The 13803-nt window shown below is 70.6% G+C and carries 12 protein-coding genes and 1 CRISPR repeat array; of the genes, 4 read left to right on the top strand and 8 right to left on the bottom strand.

Going from position 1 to position 13803, the window contains the following annotated elements:
* Positions 1-97: 97 nt before the first annotated feature.
* A complete protein-coding gene (locus ACFY2K_RS04160; RefSeq protein WP_380523220.1) occupies positions 98-679 on the top strand; it encodes a TetR/AcrR family transcriptional regulator in 582 nt (193 codons plus the stop codon).
* Positions 680-782: 103 nt separating this feature from the next.
* Here ACFY2K_RS04160 and ACFY2K_RS04155 read toward each other — a convergent pair whose 3' ends face one another.
* The gene (locus ACFY2K_RS04155) at positions 783-1283 is read right to left on the bottom strand and encodes a PaaI family thioesterase (protein WP_375887157.1); all 501 of its coding nucleotides are present in this window, start codon (positions 1281-1283) and stop codon (positions 783-785) included.
* A 297-nt stretch (positions 1284-1580) separates the two neighbouring features.
* Between ACFY2K_RS04155 and ACFY2K_RS04150 the strand changes: the two genes are divergently transcribed.
* The 3 genes from ACFY2K_RS04150 (at position 1581) to ACFY2K_RS04140 (ending at position 4847) form a co-directional block, all read left to right on the top strand.
* On the top strand, positions 1581-2207 hold the full coding sequence (locus ACFY2K_RS04150; RefSeq protein WP_380532898.1) for a TetR/AcrR family transcriptional regulator: 627 nt from the start codon (positions 1581-1583) through the stop codon (positions 2205-2207).
* A 237-nt stretch (positions 2208-2444) separates the two neighbouring features.
* Positions 2445-3611, top strand: a complete 1167-nt coding sequence (locus ACFY2K_RS04145) for a serine hydrolase domain-containing protein (protein WP_380639457.1) — start codon at positions 2445-2447, stop codon at positions 3609-3611.
* Positions 3612-3734: 123 nt separating this feature from the next.
* Positions 3735-4847, top strand: coding sequence for a serine hydrolase domain-containing protein (locus ACFY2K_RS04140; protein ID WP_380532900.1), 1113 nt, complete (start codon positions 3735-3737; stop codon positions 4845-4847).
* A gap of 1269 nt (positions 4848-6116) precedes the next feature.
* A CRISPR array of direct repeats spans positions 6117-6404; the repeat unit is 29 nt; unit sequence GATGCAAGCCCTCCAGGGCTGATCACACC.
* 89 nt (positions 6405-6493) lie between these two features.
* Here the strand turns inward: ACFY2K_RS04140 and cas2 are convergent.
* Genes cas2 through ACFY2K_RS04105 form a run of 7 tightly spaced genes read right to left on the bottom strand, consistent with a single transcriptional unit; the run spans position 6494 to position 13770 of the window.
* Positions 6494-6757 (bottom strand): CRISPR-associated endonuclease Cas2, encoded by a 264-nt coding sequence (gene cas2, locus ACFY2K_RS04135; RefSeq protein WP_387709505.1) that lies wholly within the window; start codon positions 6755-6757, stop codon positions 6494-6496.
* Positions 6758-6763: 6 nt separating this feature from the next.
* The gene (gene cas1b / locus ACFY2K_RS04130; protein ID WP_387709503.1) at positions 6764-7744 is read right to left on the bottom strand and encodes a type I-B CRISPR-associated endonuclease Cas1b; all 981 of its coding nucleotides are present in this window, start codon (positions 7742-7744) and stop codon (positions 6764-6766) included.
* On the bottom strand, positions 7744-8265 hold the full coding sequence (locus tag ACFY2K_RS04125; protein WP_387709502.1) for a CRISPR-associated protein Cas4: 522 nt from the start codon (positions 8263-8265) through the stop codon (positions 7744-7746). Before ACFY2K_RS04125 ends, cas1b begins: the two co-directional genes overlap by 1 nt.
* The gene (gene cas3 / locus ACFY2K_RS04120) at positions 8262-10655 is read right to left on the bottom strand and encodes a CRISPR-associated helicase Cas3' (protein WP_387709500.1); all 2394 of its coding nucleotides are present in this window, start codon (positions 10653-10655) and stop codon (positions 8262-8264) included. The genes ACFY2K_RS04125 and cas3 overlap by 4 nt, the downstream gene beginning before the upstream one ends.
* Complete coding sequence (gene cas5 / locus ACFY2K_RS04115) at positions 10637-11368, bottom strand: CRISPR-associated protein Cas5 (protein ID WP_387709499.1); 732 nt, start codon at positions 11366-11368, stop codon at positions 10637-10639. Before cas5 ends, cas3 begins: the two co-directional genes overlap by 19 nt.
* The gene (gene cas7i / locus ACFY2K_RS04110) at positions 11365-12426 is read right to left on the bottom strand and encodes a type I-B CRISPR-associated protein Cas7/Cst2/DevR (protein ID WP_387709497.1); all 1062 of its coding nucleotides are present in this window, start codon (positions 12424-12426) and stop codon (positions 11365-11367) included. The genes cas5 and cas7i overlap by 4 nt, the downstream gene beginning before the upstream one ends.
* Entirely contained in the window at positions 12427-13770 is a 1344-nt protein-coding gene (locus tag ACFY2K_RS04105) for a hypothetical protein (RefSeq protein ID WP_387709495.1), read from the bottom strand.
* Between the last annotated feature and the right edge of the window lie 33 nt (positions 13771-13803).

Genomic DNA, 13803 nt, shown 5'->3' with positions numbered 1-13803 from the left:
CAAGGTCCACTCCCTTGTCGCTGGAGAACGTATGTATGCTGCTGAACCCCCTCTTGCGCCCGTTGCCACGGGCCGCCGCGAACGCAACAAGCAGCGGATGAGGGAACGAATCTTCTCCGCCGCCCTGAGCCTCTTCGCCGAGAAGGGCTTCGAGCAGACGAAGGTCGACGACATCACGGAGCGCGCCGACGTCGCGCGCGGCACGTTCTTCAACCACTTCCAGCACAAGGAAGAGCTCGTCACCACCTGGAGCAGCCAGCGCCAATCGCGATTCGAGGAGAAGATGCGCCAGAGGACGCCCTCGAACGACGAGCTGTGCGTCGCCCTCGGGCGCTGCATGACGGCACTCGTCGAGATCAACGAGGAGGAGGAGCCGGAGTTCAACCGGGTCATGCTCACCTCGTGGGTGCGGGCGGGCCTGCCGATCACCGAACCGCCGCGCACGGCCGAGGTGTTCGCCGACGTGATCCGGGCCGGACTGGCGGAGGGCAGGATCAGGTCCGGCGTGGACCCGATGCAGGTGGGGTACCTCCTGCGGGACGCCTACCTGGGCGCGCTGTTCCGGTGGTGCCGCGGCGACCTGAAGGACGACGGCCTGGCCGCGGAGCTGCAGCGCATCGTGGACTTCCTGCTGCCCAGCATCGTCCACGACAGCCCCGTCGCCGGCCGCGCGAGGTAGCCGTCTGCGCACGACTCACCGATGGGCCCACCCACGACGCCGAAGGCGCCGCCCGATCGCCGGGCGGCGCCTTCGAAGTCGGTGGATCCGAGGTGACGGACCGTCAGTCCGACGCGCCCGTCCCGCGCGGGGCCACGTCCCGGATCAGACAGGTCAGCCGCGAGGTGCAGACCCGGCGGCCCTGGTCGTCGGTGATGACGACCTCGTAGGTCGCCGTGCTGCGGCCGCGGTGGACGGGAGTCGCCGTGCCGGTGACCACCCCCTCGCGCATCCCCCGGTGGTGGGTGCAGCTCAGCTCCACCCCGACCGCCACCCGCTCGGGGCCGGCGTGGAGGGTCGCACCGATCGAGCCCACGTGTTCCGCCAGGACGGCCGAGGCGCCGCCGTGCAGCAGGCCGTAGGGCTGGGTGTTGCCCTCGACCGGCATGGTGGCCACCACCCGGTCGGCGGTGGCCTCGACCAGCACGATGCCCATGCGGTTGCCGAGGTGCCCGGAGGCGAACATCGCCTCCAGGTCCACGCCGCCGTCGGCGAAACGGCTGAGGACCTCAGGCGGGATCGCCGCCGTGCGCGGCATGGTCTGCGTCTGGGTCTGCTCACCCATGGGTGCGGCTCCGATCGGCGATGGGGTCGGGAAAGGGTCGCTCGTAGGACTGTAGTTTGCCCCATCTGTCCATCGCTGCACTGTGATTGACGTCTCGCCGTCAGAAAGTGTGCGGCGCCGCGGCCCCGACCGACATGAACCTGGCATGTGACTCTAAACTTAAATCCTAGTATAAGTTATGCAAGGGCCGACCCAGCCCTCCGCGGGCTCGTTCGGATGCCGTACCGGTGACCGAGGAGCTCCCCACCCGTGGAGCAGGACCTCAGGAACTGACACCCTCACCCCACAGGAGAACGCATGGCCGACGAAGCCTCCGTCGCACTTGTCCCGACGGGCCGCCGGGAGCGCAACAAGCAGCGGATGAGGGAACGTATCTTCTCGGCCGCCCTGAGCCTCTTCGCCGAGAAGGGGTTCGAGCAGACCACGATCGACGACATCACCGAACGCGCCGACGTCGCCCGGGGCACCTTCTTCAACCACTTCCAGCACAAGGAAGAGCTCATCACCACCTGGAGCAACCGCCGCAGAGAGCGGCTGGAGGACAAGCTCCAGCAGGAGGCGCTCGCGGAAGTGGACGTCAGTAGAGCCCTCGCACGGTGCATGACGGCCCTCGTCGACATCAACGACGAGGAGCCGGCCGAACTCAACCAGGTCATGCTGATGTGCTGGGTCCGGGCAGGCCTGCCGATCACCGAACACCCCTACACCGCCGAGGTGTTCGCGGACGTGATCCGGGCCGGCCTCGCCAAGGGCCGGATCCGCCCCGGCACCGACCCCCTCCAGGTCGGCCACCTCCTGCGCGACGCCTACCTCGGCGCCCTGTTCCGACTGCGCCGCGACGACCTCAAGGGTACGGACCTGAGGCTCGAACTCCAGCGCGTCCTGGACACGGTCCTCCCCAGCATCCTCACCGACGCCCACTGATCCGTCCCGGCTGATCCGCCCCCGCTGATCCACCGCCGCCGGCCCACCCCCGCCGATCGCGGCGGGTGGTCCGGTCCCCGCCCCGGGCCAGGAGCACGGTCCTGCCCGGGGGCGCCTCCCGGAGCCGACTCCCGGGTTCGGTCTCGTCCTGGGCGCGGACGAACTCCCCCACCTCTGAATGGTCCTCTTGACCCAGGCCGGAAATCACCGGCACGGTCCGTTCAGAGGGGTTCCTCCGTGTACGAGAACACACCGCACAGCCGCGTCCAGCGCTCCCGCCGACCCGGCCGGCACCGGGCGGCGGCGGTCGTGACCGCCGTGGCCGCCGGTGTCCTGGCGGCCGGCGCACTGGCACCGAACGCGGCCTTCGCGGGCGGCAGGCCGGACACCGTCCAGCAGAGCCTGAACTCGCTGGTCAAGGACGACGGCCTGCCCGCCGCACTCGCCTCCGTCAAGGGCCGCGACGGCCGCACCCGCACCTACACCGCCGGCGTCGGCAACCTCGCCACCGGCGCCAAGCCCCCCGTCGACGGCCAGGTGCGCGCCGCCAGCAACACCAAGACCTTCACCGCCGTCGTCGTCCTCCAACTCGTCGCCGAGGGCAAGGTCGGCCTCGACGAGCCCGTCGAGACCTACCTCCCGGGCCTGGTGCGCGGCGACGGCATCGACGGACACACCATCACCGTCCGCCAGCTGCTCCAGCACACCAGCGGCCTGCCCGAGTACGTGGACAAGGGCGCCATCCTCACCAGCCCGAAGCGGTACTACGAACCGCGCGAGCTCCTCGACGCGGCCCTGGCCCAGAAGGCCCACTTCGCCCCGGGCTCCAGCTGGGAGTACTGCAACACCAACTACCTGCTGGCCGGCCTGATCATCCAGAAGGTCACCGGGCGGCCGCTCGGCGAGGAGGTCACCAAGCGCGTCATCGACCGCATCGGCCTGCGCCACACCTACTTCCCCACCCCCGGCGACACCACCGTCCACGAGGCCCACCCCCAGGGCTACAACCGGGAGGCCGACGGCTCGCTCCGCGACTACACGGAGCTGGACCCGTCCTGGGGTTGGGCGGCCGGGGCGATCGTCTCCACCAACACCGACCTCAACTCGTTCTTCTCCGCACTCCTCGGCGGCCGCCTCCTGCCCGCGGCCCAGCTCGCCCAGATGCGCACCACCGTCCCCGCCGAACTCCTCGGCCCGGGCGTCCGCTACGGCCTGGGCCTCCAGAGCAAGCCGCTCCCCTGCGGCGGCCTCGCCTGGGGCCACGGCGGCACCATCCCCGGCTACCGGACCTCCGGGGGCGTCACCGACGACGGCCGCGCCTTCAACATCGCGGTGACGGCGATCCCGGGCGACGAGGCCGGGAAGCACATCGAGGCCACGGTCGACGCGGCCCTCTGCCGCTGACCTCGCACACCCGGCAATTCCCCCCTTCGGCAGAGGAGTTCCCCAGTGAACGAGCACATCCAGCACAGCCACGTCCCACCTTCCCGTCGACCCGGCCGACACCGACCCGGCCGGCACCGGACGATCGCGGTCGTGACGGCCGTGGCCGCCGGCGCCCTGGCGGCCGGCGCGCTGGCACCCAGCGCGGCCTTCGCGAGCGGCAAGCCGGACACCGTCCAGCAGAGCCTCAACGCCCTGGTCAAGGACGACGGCCTGCCCGCCGCACTCGCCTCCGTCAAGGGCCGCGACGGCCGCACCCGCACCTACACCGCCGGCGTCGGCAACCTCGCCACCGGCGCCAAGCCCCCCGTCGACGGCCAGATCCGCGCCGGCAGCAACACCAAGACCTTCACCGCCGTCGTCGTCCTCCAACTCGTCGCCGAGGGGAAGATCGGCCTCGACGAGCCCGTCGAGACCTACCTCCCGGGCCTGCTCCGCGGCGACGGCATCGACGGACACACCATCACCGTCCGGCAGTTGCTCCAGCACACCAGCGGCCTGCCCGAGTACATGGCCGCCCCGGCCCTCGCGGACTTCATCCCCATCCAGTTCCGCTACTTCGAGCCCCGCGAGCTCCTCGACGGCGCCCTCGCCCAGAAGGCCCACTTCGCTCCGGGCACCAGCTTCGAGTACAACAACACCAACTACCTGGTCGCCGGGCTCCTCGTCCAGAAGGTCACCGGACGACCCGTCGGCGAGGAGATCACCAAGCGCGTCATCGACCGCATCGGCCTGCGCCACACCTACTTCCCCACCCCCGGCGACACCACCGTCCACGAGGCCCACCCCCACGGCTACCTCAGCCTGCCGGACGCGCCCCCGGTCGACTACACCGACATGGACACCTCCATGGCCTGGGCGGCCGGAGCGATCGTCTCCACCAACACCGACCTCAACACCTTCTTCACCGCCCTCCTCGCCGGCCGCCTCCTCCCCCCGGCCCAACTCGCCCAGATGCGCACCACCGTCCCCGCCGACCCCCTCGGCCCGGGCGTCCGCTACGGCCTCGGCCTCCAGAGCCGCCCCCTCTCCTGCGGCGGCCTGGCCTGGGGCCACGGCGGCACCATCGTCGGCTACCGCTCCCGCGGCGCCGTCACCGACGACGGCCGCGCCGCCAACATCACCGTCACCACCGTCCCCTCCGACGACGCCGCCCACCACATGTCCACCGCCCTGGACACAGCCCTCTGCCACTGACCCACCCCGGCCTAACTCCCCCGGCCGCCCGGTTCACCAGTTGCCGGTGATCAGCTCCGGCATCACCGACGACGCGGCGGGCCAGCGCCTCGGCGTCTCCTCACGCGCCATCGGCCGCCACATGGCCTCGATCATGGAACGCCTGGGCGCCGCCAGCCGCTTCGAAGCCGGGATCAAAGCCGCCCACAGAGGCTGGCTCCGACCCACCGGACCAACGAGGCAGGCCGCGCGGGAGCCCCGACGGGGGCTCCCGCGCGAACGTCTATGGCGCCCGGGTTCCTCACACTCCCACCCCGATGCCGCGCCCGTTCACCGGACCGCGGGCGGACGGATCACCACCGCCGCCCTGCCGAACGCGACGCACTGGAACGAAGCAGTGGTCACGCTCGGCTTCGAACACCTGCGCCGCCACGACCTCCAGCACACCGGAAACGGCAAAAGCCCCGCCGACCCGGACTTCCGTCCAGTCAGCGGGGCTCCGACATCACTGTCGGGACGACAGGATTTGAACCTGCGACCCCTTGACCCCCAGTCGCCCGGGGATAGCCATCGCTGCACGTCAGACCGTAGACAGCCCGCTCTGTTCGTTCACCGAAAGGCACCTCAAAGGCGGTGGTGAACGACGCGTGGTCCCCAGCAAGTCCCCCAAGTCTCCCTTTGGCTGCCGTCGGCTCACGGCTTGCCTCAGCAATCCCCTCTTCGCTTGGATGTCGGTGTTGCGAGCCCTCCAGGGCTGATCACGGCGGTAGTCAGGACAGTTCCAGGGGGCAGCGTGCGCGGGTTGCGAGCCCTCCAGGGCTGATCATGGCCAGCACCCCTGATCTCCAGGAGCTGTCTCTGGTGGTGTTGCGAGCCCTCCAGGGCTGATCACCGCAGTACTCGTACGTCCGCTGGCCGGACCACGGGGCAGGTTGCAAGCCCTCCAAGGCTGATCACGACCGCTGCTGGAACTCGGCCTTACCGAGGAGCAGATAGCGTTGCCAGCCCTCCAGGGCTGATCGCGGCATGCTCGCGATTGAAGGCAACACCTACGCCTACAAGTTGCAATCCCTCCAGGACTGATGGCAATTCGCCGCCATATGGCCGTCAAGCGGGCCGCCAGGACCAGTTGCAAGCCCTCCAGAGTTGATCACGGCCGACGCGCTCTCCGAGTCGGCCCGCTTCGAGACCTTGTTGCAAGCCCTCCAGGGCGGATCACGACCGAAGCCCTTGTTGCCCTGCCTGACACGACCGCAACTCCTGCCGGTGGGCCCGCACCTACCAGATTCTGTTGTAAACCCTCCAGGGCTGATCACGACGCCAGCGGTCGGCCAGGGCGCCACCATCGACCTGCAGTTGTAAACCCTCCAGGGCTGATCAAGACCAGACCCCGACCCTCGTTCATCGTGCCCCGTTGTCGATGCAAGCCCTCCAGGGCTGATCACACCGCGGTGGTCGGTGACGAAGCCGGGGATGTGACCTGCGATGCAAGCCCTCCAGGGCTGATCACACCACCAGATCTTCCCGCACTTCATCAGGCCCAGGACCGGATGCAAGCCCTCCAGGGCTGATCACACCCCGAGGGTAAAGTCCCAGGTCACGCTTGCTGTGAGCGTCATCGTGGATCTTGAGGGTGCGGCAACTGGCCAGTACTGCAGTGGCACTGGTCAGAGGATGTCGCCCGGCCCGCCGGGGGTGGCGCCGAGGGTGGTGGTGTCGATCATGTCCGGGGAGCGGGCGGTGTAGGTGACGATGCTGTCGTAGGTGGGGTCGATGACGGTGTTGAGGGTGTGGGTGAGGGCGCGGTACTGGGCTGCGGTGAGTTCTCCGTGGAAGACGCTGCGCTGGGTCCAGTGAAGGTACTTGCGGCAGGTTTTCAGGACCTTGGGGTTGCGTTCGGCGGCGGTGTCGTAGACCAGGATGACGAACATGGGCGGTTACCACCAGGGCCGGAAGGGCTTGTACGGGGTGTCCTCCAGGCAGAGCCGGACGAGTTTGAGCGCTTCGAGGTGGATGAGTTCCTCGTAGCTGACCTGCCGCTTGAGCGTGCGGTGGTACACCGTCGTGGCGAGTTCGTCGCGGACGAGGGCGGCGATCTTCTTGCGGCCGTCCGTGCTGAGGGCGGCGCGGCCGACCTCGGTCTCGAAGTCGCTGGGTTTGAGGTGTTTCTGGCTGGCGGCGCGCCGCAGGAGGCGTTCGGCGAACAGGGGTTTGAAGGGTTCGGCGAGGTCGAGGGCGAGGGTGTTGCGGCGGCGGTCGGTGTCACTGTGCAGGAAGCCGATGGCGGGGTGGAGCGGGGTGCTGCGCAGGGCGGTGAGGACGCGTGCGTAGACGAGGGCGTTGAGGTAGCTGATGAAGGCGTTGCCGGCGTTGGTGGGTGGTCGGCGGGTGCGTCCGTTGAGGCGGAGCCAGGCGGGGAGGAGGGTGTCGAGGGCGGCCCAGGCGGTGCGGCGGAAGTTGCCTTCTTGTCCCATGAGTTCGTCGGTTTCGTGGCAGTCCGGCAGGGCGGTGCGCAGGGTTTTGAGTGCCGGGTCGAGGAGGTCGGTGTCGAGGGCCCAGTTCAGGTTCTCGGCGGTGGCGAGGAGGAGTGCGCGGGCGATGGGGAGGCGTTGTGCGGGGTCGCCGGTGATCTCGACTTGTCGGCGGACGACGGTGGCGGAGGCCATGGCTTCGGCGGGTGCGAAGTGTCCGGCGTGGTTGCCGTAGTGGTCGAGGACGTGGACGGTGACGCCGTGGCGGCTGAGGAGGGAGAGGACGGAGGTGTTGAGGTCGACGTGGTCGAAGGTGACGAGGTCGCGGATGTCGGTGATGGGGATGCGGACGGGGCTGCCGTCGGGTCGTTCGATGCGGATGCTGTTGTCTTCGCGGCGGATGCGGCAGGGTTCGGTGAGCCAGTAGGTGCGGCCGGCGGCGGGCATCAGGTTCCCCAGCAGTAGTCGAGGTAGGAGCAGCCGCGGCAGGCGGCGCGGGTCTGGCGGTCGGGGGCGGTGGCGGCGGCGATGACGGCGCGGGCTTCGTCCTCGGCTGTCTCGGCTTCCTCTCGTGCCTGCTCGTTCCAGGGGATGTCGGTGGTGCGGCGGATGAGGGGGTAGTGGACGATGCCGCCGCGGACGTTGACGCCCCGTCGGTCGAGGAGCAGGCAGTAGTGGCGGACTTGGGCGTCGTGGGCGGGTGAGGGGGTGCGGGAGGACTTGGTTTCGTGGACGACGGCGCCGGCGGTGACCCAGTCGATGCGGGCTTCGCCGAGGTCGACGTCCCGGCGGCGGGTGAAGGTTGTCTCGCTGACGACCTCCCCGAAGGCGACGAGGTCGCTGCGGCCCTCGGGCCGGTAGCCGCGTGTGTAGAGCCAGAGTTGGCGTGGGCAGTGGCGGAGGTACTTGATGTGGACGCCGCCGAGGCCCTGGTCGTCGTCGGGCGGGTTGGTGGGGATGGGTTTCACAGGATGGTCTCCGGCTCGGTGGGTGGGCGAAGGCCGAGGACGGGGTCGTACTGGCCGTCGATGAGGTGGATACCAAGGGCGCGGTCGAAGGTGGCGTTGTACTGCTTCAACTGGCTGTAGGGCAGGGGGATGAGCAGGCCGGCGGCGAGGAGGGGGTCGGCGTTCTTGCCGACGGCGAGGCGGCGGTATTCGTCTTCGTCGTCGCGGTGGAGGACTTCGACGGTGTCGAAGCGTTCACCGAGGGTCTTGGCGTGCTCGGTGCGGTCGTGGAAGGGGTCGGTGAAGGTGAGGAACTCGGTGGTGAAGCCGTCGCGGGCTTGCCGGGCCCTGGTTTCCCATTCACGGCCCCAGTCGGTGTCGTAGGCGAGTTCGAGGAGGCGGTCGATGTCCTGTTCGCTGAGGGTGGTGGCGCCTTCGGCGACCAGGGTAGTGAGGGCGGACCAGGCGGCGTCGACGGCGCCGGGGTCGTAGGGGCGGTGGCTGTCGGTGCGGTGGACGCGGAACTCGACGGCGCCGTCGGGGTGGAGGCCTCGGCGGTTGACGCGTCCGGCGCGCTGGGCGACGGCCTCGATGGGCGCGTTGTCGACCGCGCCGCGGTCGAAGTCCAGTTGCAGGGACACTTCGACTGTCTGGGTGGAGACGACGAGGCCGCCGCGGTGACGCGCTTCGCCGGGCTGGCGTTCGGGGTGGCGGGCCAGCAGGCGGGTCTCGATGGTGTCGCGGTCCTGGTTCTTGAAGCGGGAGTGGAGCAGTAGTGCCGTATCGGGGTCGTCGGGTCGTGTGTGGCGGGCGTGGTCGGCGAGCGTGGTGAACAGGTGCTGGGCGGTGGCGACGGTGTTGGTGACGACCAGGACGCTGTAGCCCTCGCTGAGCCAGGTTTCGAGGTGTTCGAGGCTGTCGGGGTCGGTGAGGGGCAGGTCGTCGATGACGAGGTGGTGTCGGACGGGGGCGGTGCCGGGTGCGGCTCGGTGGCAGGTGACTGGCTGGTGGAGGCTGTCCTCGACGATGGCGAGCAGGGGTGGGGCGAGGGTGGCGGACAGGACGGCGATGCTGCTGCCGAGTTGTTCCCACAGGCGCATGGCTGCGCAGAGGCGGCCGAAGGTTTCGGGGTCGTAGGCGTGGAGTTCGTCGAGGACGAAGAGGGCGTTGGCCTGTTCGAGGAGGACGGAGGAGTGGGTGGGGCCGGCGATGGCGGCGGCGAGGAGTTGGTGGGGGGTGGCGACGCGTAGGCGTTGGGTGAACAGGCGCATGGCGCCTGCGCGGGCGCGGGCCTTGCGGGCGTCGGCGTTGGTGGGGCCGCAGCAGTCGTCTTCGAGGGCTTCGGTGAGGAGGGTGCGGGCGAGGGCTCCGTGGAGGAGTCCGATGTCGGGGCGCTGTTGGCCGGCGGCTGGTTGGAGGGTGCGCTCGAAGCGGTTGCGGGCGGCGTTGAGGGAAGCCCGGTAGGGCAGGGTCCACACGAGGCGGGGCAGCCCGGGCATGGTGGCGAGCTGGCGGGCTGCCCAGGCGAGTCCGGCTTCGGTCTTGCCGCTGCCGGTGGGGGCGATGAGGACCAGGTGCCCGTTGGTGTCGGCGGCCTGCCGCTGGTGGCGGTGCGGTGTGTACGGCAGGCGGGCGAGGTAGTCCAGGGGCAACGGCATGTGGGTCTGGAGGTCCACGTGGGCGGAGCCGGCGTGGTCGGCGAGGGTGAGCGCGCCCTGGGCGAGGACGGCGATCAGGCCGGTGTGGGCTTTGGCGGGTTCTCTCCAGGCGGTGAGGACTTCGTCGAGGAGGAGGCGGGCGCGGTCGGCGACCGTAGGGTCGCCCGGGACGGGCGGCACCGGTTCGGTCCAGAGGAACCCGGCCAGCCAGGCGAGGAGTTCCTGGTGCAGGCCGCGCGGCACCTGTGGCGTGCTGTCGGGGCCGGGTGTGCGGCCGAATGCCTGGTCCCAGCGGGTGCTGGTGTTGTAGAGGCGGGCCAGGGCGGGCTTGCCGCCGCCGAGGGAGGACGCGGCGTGGAGCGGCCGGTGGTGGGCGGCGACGAGGGTGGCGATCAGCAGCCGTTCCTGGGCGCTCCATGCCGCGGCCGGAGCCAGGAGGTCGACGTAGGCGAGGGAGAGGACTTCGTGGCGCTCTCCCCACGGTTCGGCGCCGGGTTCGAGCTGTCGTTGGAAGCTCTCGGCGATCTTTCCCGCGTCGTGCAGGAGTGCCGCGGCGCGCACCTGGGCCCAGAAGAGGGGCTCCGTGGTGATGATGCCGGCGGTGGCGATGCGCGCTTCGAGCTGGGCGACGGTGTCGTGGACGGTGCGCAGGTGGGCGGTGAGGCGTTCGGGGTCCTCGCGGGGCAGGGACTTGGCGCGCAGGTCGGTGAGGGCGCGTCGTCGTGGTGGTGGGGTCAGGGGGTCAGGAGCCATACGGCTTGGGTGTCCTCGTGCAGGGCCGGGTCGATGGGTGCTTCGCGGTAGGCGTGGCGGACGGAGGCCGCGGTGGTGGTGGGTTCGTCGCACCACAGGTAGTCGGACCAGGTGGTGGTGAGTCGGTCGGTGGAGACGGTGTCGGCGAGGCGGTGGGTGTGGGCGGCGGGCAGGTCGTGCCCGTCGAGAGGGGCGAGCGCGTGGCCGACGACCGCCCGCTCGGCGGGCACGAGCAGGACGTGCGCGATCCCCGTGAGGTGGACGAGGTCCTGGGAGCGGCCCAGGCGCAGGCCGTGGCGGGGCCGGCGTAGCGCCTGGGTGAGGCGGGTGGCGTCCGGTTCGGGGATCCACAGGGTCAGGTGGACGTCGGCGAGGAAGGGCCGGTCCTTGGCGGTCGTTCCTCCTTTCCCGGCCTGGACCCGGCCGCCGGCGGCGGGGTTGCTGCCGTCGGCGGCGATGGGGTGGTAGGTCTCGGTGTCGACACCGTGGCCGTCCGCCCACGCGGCCATTCCCAGAGCGAGGCGTTCGGCGGGCGCGCCGGTGGCGGCGGCGAGCATGCCGCGGACGGTGGAGGGCGGCGGTACCGGCAGGATGCGGGTGATCCCGGGGAACAGCGGGTCCCTGAACGAGGCGACGGGTGCGTGGAACGTGGCCCGCAGGGCCTCGACCGGCCCTCTCGTGGCCGGCGGGACCGTGTTCGGCGCCGACGTCATGCCTGCGCCGGGTCGTCGAACCAGCCGTCCAGCCGTCCTTCGCGCAGGTCGGCCGCCAGCTGGAGCAGGATCGTGCGGGGGTGGTCGATGACGATGGTGCCATCCGCCAGCTCGCGCGCGCACTGCTTCTCGAAGTCCTCGCGGGCCTGGTCACGGAATCCGGGGCGCCATCCGATGCGTACGGGGGCCTGCCATTCGCCTGCCCAGGCGTCGAGTTCCTTGACGAGTACGTCTCCGCGCACCCGCACCCCGCTGTCGGGGTCGGCGCCGATGACGTTGCCCAGCGGGTTGATGCCACCCTGGAACGGGGCCAGGACCATCAGCGAGGGGACACGGTCGCCGTAGTGCAGGGCCTGCTTCGCGCCGCCGCTCAGGTGAGCGAGCGCCTCCGGCAGCAGCGCGGCGCGCCTGCGCCGCTCCTCCAGCGGCAGCCGCACGGCTGGCTGGTCGCGGAAGTGGACGGTCGAGGCCCCGCGGGCCGCGGCCTCGGCCACCTGGAGGGCCTGCTCCGGGGTGAGGTAGTTCGGCCGGCCCACGCCGTCCGCTCCGGGCAGGGTGAAGGTGCCGATCCGCGGGACGTCCAGCAGGAAGGGCGCCGCCAGGTCAGCGGTGTAGAACTCGTGTCCGTGCAGGACGGGCTCGGTCACCCCGCGGGACATCACGCCGAAGTCCTCGGTCGGGAAGACCGGTTCCACGGACATCAGGGTGCCGAGCATGAACGGGCTGTCGCGCAGCGTCGTCGCGGCGTCGTCCTTCTTCGCGCCGGTGCGCATGTAGCCGAACAGGTCGTCGTCGGCGAAGCGGACGGGGTCGGCCTGGGTGTTGGCCTTCTGCGCCTTGCCCTGGGCCTTGCCGACCCGGGTGACCGGGGAGGGCACCGAGCCGCGCTCGACCATCGTCTCCCGGATCCAGCGGCGCGCCGCCTGCGCGGACACGTACGGGTGCTTGCGGCCCCTGATCCGCGCGAACTTCACGCGGGACATCGTCTCCTCGCCCCGCCCGTTGTTCGGCGCGCCCGCGTTCACCGAGAGCACCATCATGCCTGCCAGGTAAGCCATTTACGCCTGCCCCATCTCGTAGTCGCCGTAGCCGTCGTACTCGTCCTCGCCGTCACCGGCGAACGCCGGCCGCTCCGCGAGCTCCTCGATCTCACGTTCCTGCCGCGGGTCCGCCTCCTTGGCGCCGATCGCGACACCGCGCTGCTGCAGCAACACCGACACCTGCGCGAACAGCAGCATCCGCTGCTCCCAGGCGCGCGGCTGGCGCTGGATCAGCGGCTTCCACAGATCCGGTCCCGCCAGCGGCGTCTTGCTGCCGTCCAGTTGAAGACGCGTGTAGGCCTGGACCAGGAGCGTGCCGAGCTTGTAGTCGTTGAGCGCGGCGTTGCGGTACTCCGCCAGCCGCCCGCGCGGACTGGTGCCCCTCGCGATCCAGTCGGCGATCAGCGTCGCCACCGGTTCCAGATCCGTTTCCATTCCGAAGACCTCCTCGGCATAGGTGAAAGCGAGCCGGGCTAGCGCCTCACGGTCACCGGCGCTCCAGGCGCCGTCGGTGTCCGCGAGGAGACGGTGCAGCTGCCCCAGCAGCGGCCTGCTCCGGCCGTCCTCGGCCTCGAACAACAACCGCGCCGCCTCACCCGCCCCGCCCGCGACGATCCGGCCCTGGGTGTCGCAGCGGGTCAGGGACCGCCGCAGCAGGTGCCAGCCGCGGCGCAGCGGCGCGTTGCCGTCCACGGTGGCCAGGAACGCGGGTACGGCGCGGCGGGTGCGGGTGACGCGCAACCAGGGGTCCTGGTTGTCGTTCTTGAAGCTCCACAGCGTGGTCGCGCACAGGCCCTCGGTCGCGTCCCGCAGGGCCGCCAGGACCACCGTCTCGGGCCGGGCCGTCGCCTGCATGCCGGTGAAGCCGGCGTGCATCACGAGGCGGGCACGCCGCACGTTGCGCCGGGCGAAGTCCCGCTGCGCGGTGTCGTTCTCGCAGGACAGCACGGTCGCGGAGCCGGCAGTGACCCAGGCACCGTAGGGCAGGGACCACATCGCAATCCGGCACCCCCGGCACACCGGCCAGCCGGCGACACCGGGCGGCAGCGAGTTCAGGGCCTTGCTGGTGTCGAACAGCGGCAGGTTCGACTTCGCCCACACCACCGTCGCCTCGGCGCCGCAGAACGTGCAGGGCAGCGCCCGTCCCCCCTCGGGGTGGTCCCGGGCGAACAGGTTCTCGACGTCGGGCCTCAGCACGTTCGGGTCAGAGGTCCGCTTGCTGTGCGTCGCCTTCGAGTTGGGGTACAGCGCGAAGAGCACCTTCCACCAGTCGTAGCGGCTGGAGTCCTTGGATGCGGTGGCCGCCGCGACCACGTCCGTCACCACGGTGGCCGACACGGCCTCCAGGTCGGCCTTGCTCACCCGTCTCGGATCGTTGCGGCCGGCGAGGACGGC

The sequence above is a fragment of the Kitasatospora sp. NPDC001309 genome, from assembly GCF_042896295.1.
Lineage (GTDB): Bacteria > Actinomycetota > Actinomycetes > Streptomycetales > Streptomycetaceae > Kitasatospora.
The sequence above is the reverse complement of the archived record's forward strand: the minus strand, read 5'-3'. Positions and strand labels throughout refer to the sequence as shown.

Excerpts from the sequence above, each read along its gene's own strand:
- ACFY2K_RS04160 (WP_380523220.1), top strand. The coding sequence starts at position 98 with ATGAGGGAACGAATCTTCTCCGCCGCCCTGAGCCTCTTCGCCGAGAAG.
- ACFY2K_RS04155 (WP_375887157.1), bottom strand. The coding sequence starts at position 1,283 with ATGGGTGAGCAGACCCAGACGCAGACCATGCCGCGCACGGCGGCGATC.
- ACFY2K_RS04150 (WP_380532898.1), top strand. The coding sequence starts at position 1,581 with ATGGCCGACGAAGCCTCCGTCGCACTTGTCCCGACGGGCCGCCGGGAG.
- cas2 (WP_387709505.1), bottom strand. The coding sequence starts at position 6,757 with ATGTTCGTCATCCTGGTCTACGACACCGCCGCCGAACGCAACCCCAAG.
- cas1b (WP_387709503.1), bottom strand. The coding sequence starts at position 7,744 with ATGCCCGCCGCCGGCCGCACCTACTGGCTCACCGAACCCTGCCGCATC.
- cas3 (WP_387709500.1), bottom strand. The coding sequence starts at position 10,655 with ATGGCTCCTGACCCCCTGACCCCACCACCACGACGACGCGCCCTCACC.
- cas5 (WP_387709499.1), bottom strand. The coding sequence starts at position 11,368 with ATGACGTCGGCGCCGAACACGGTCCCGCCGGCCACGAGAGGGCCGGTC.
- cas7i (WP_387709497.1), bottom strand. The coding sequence starts at position 12,426 with ATGGCTTACCTGGCAGGCATGATGGTGCTCTCGGTGAACGCGGGCGCG.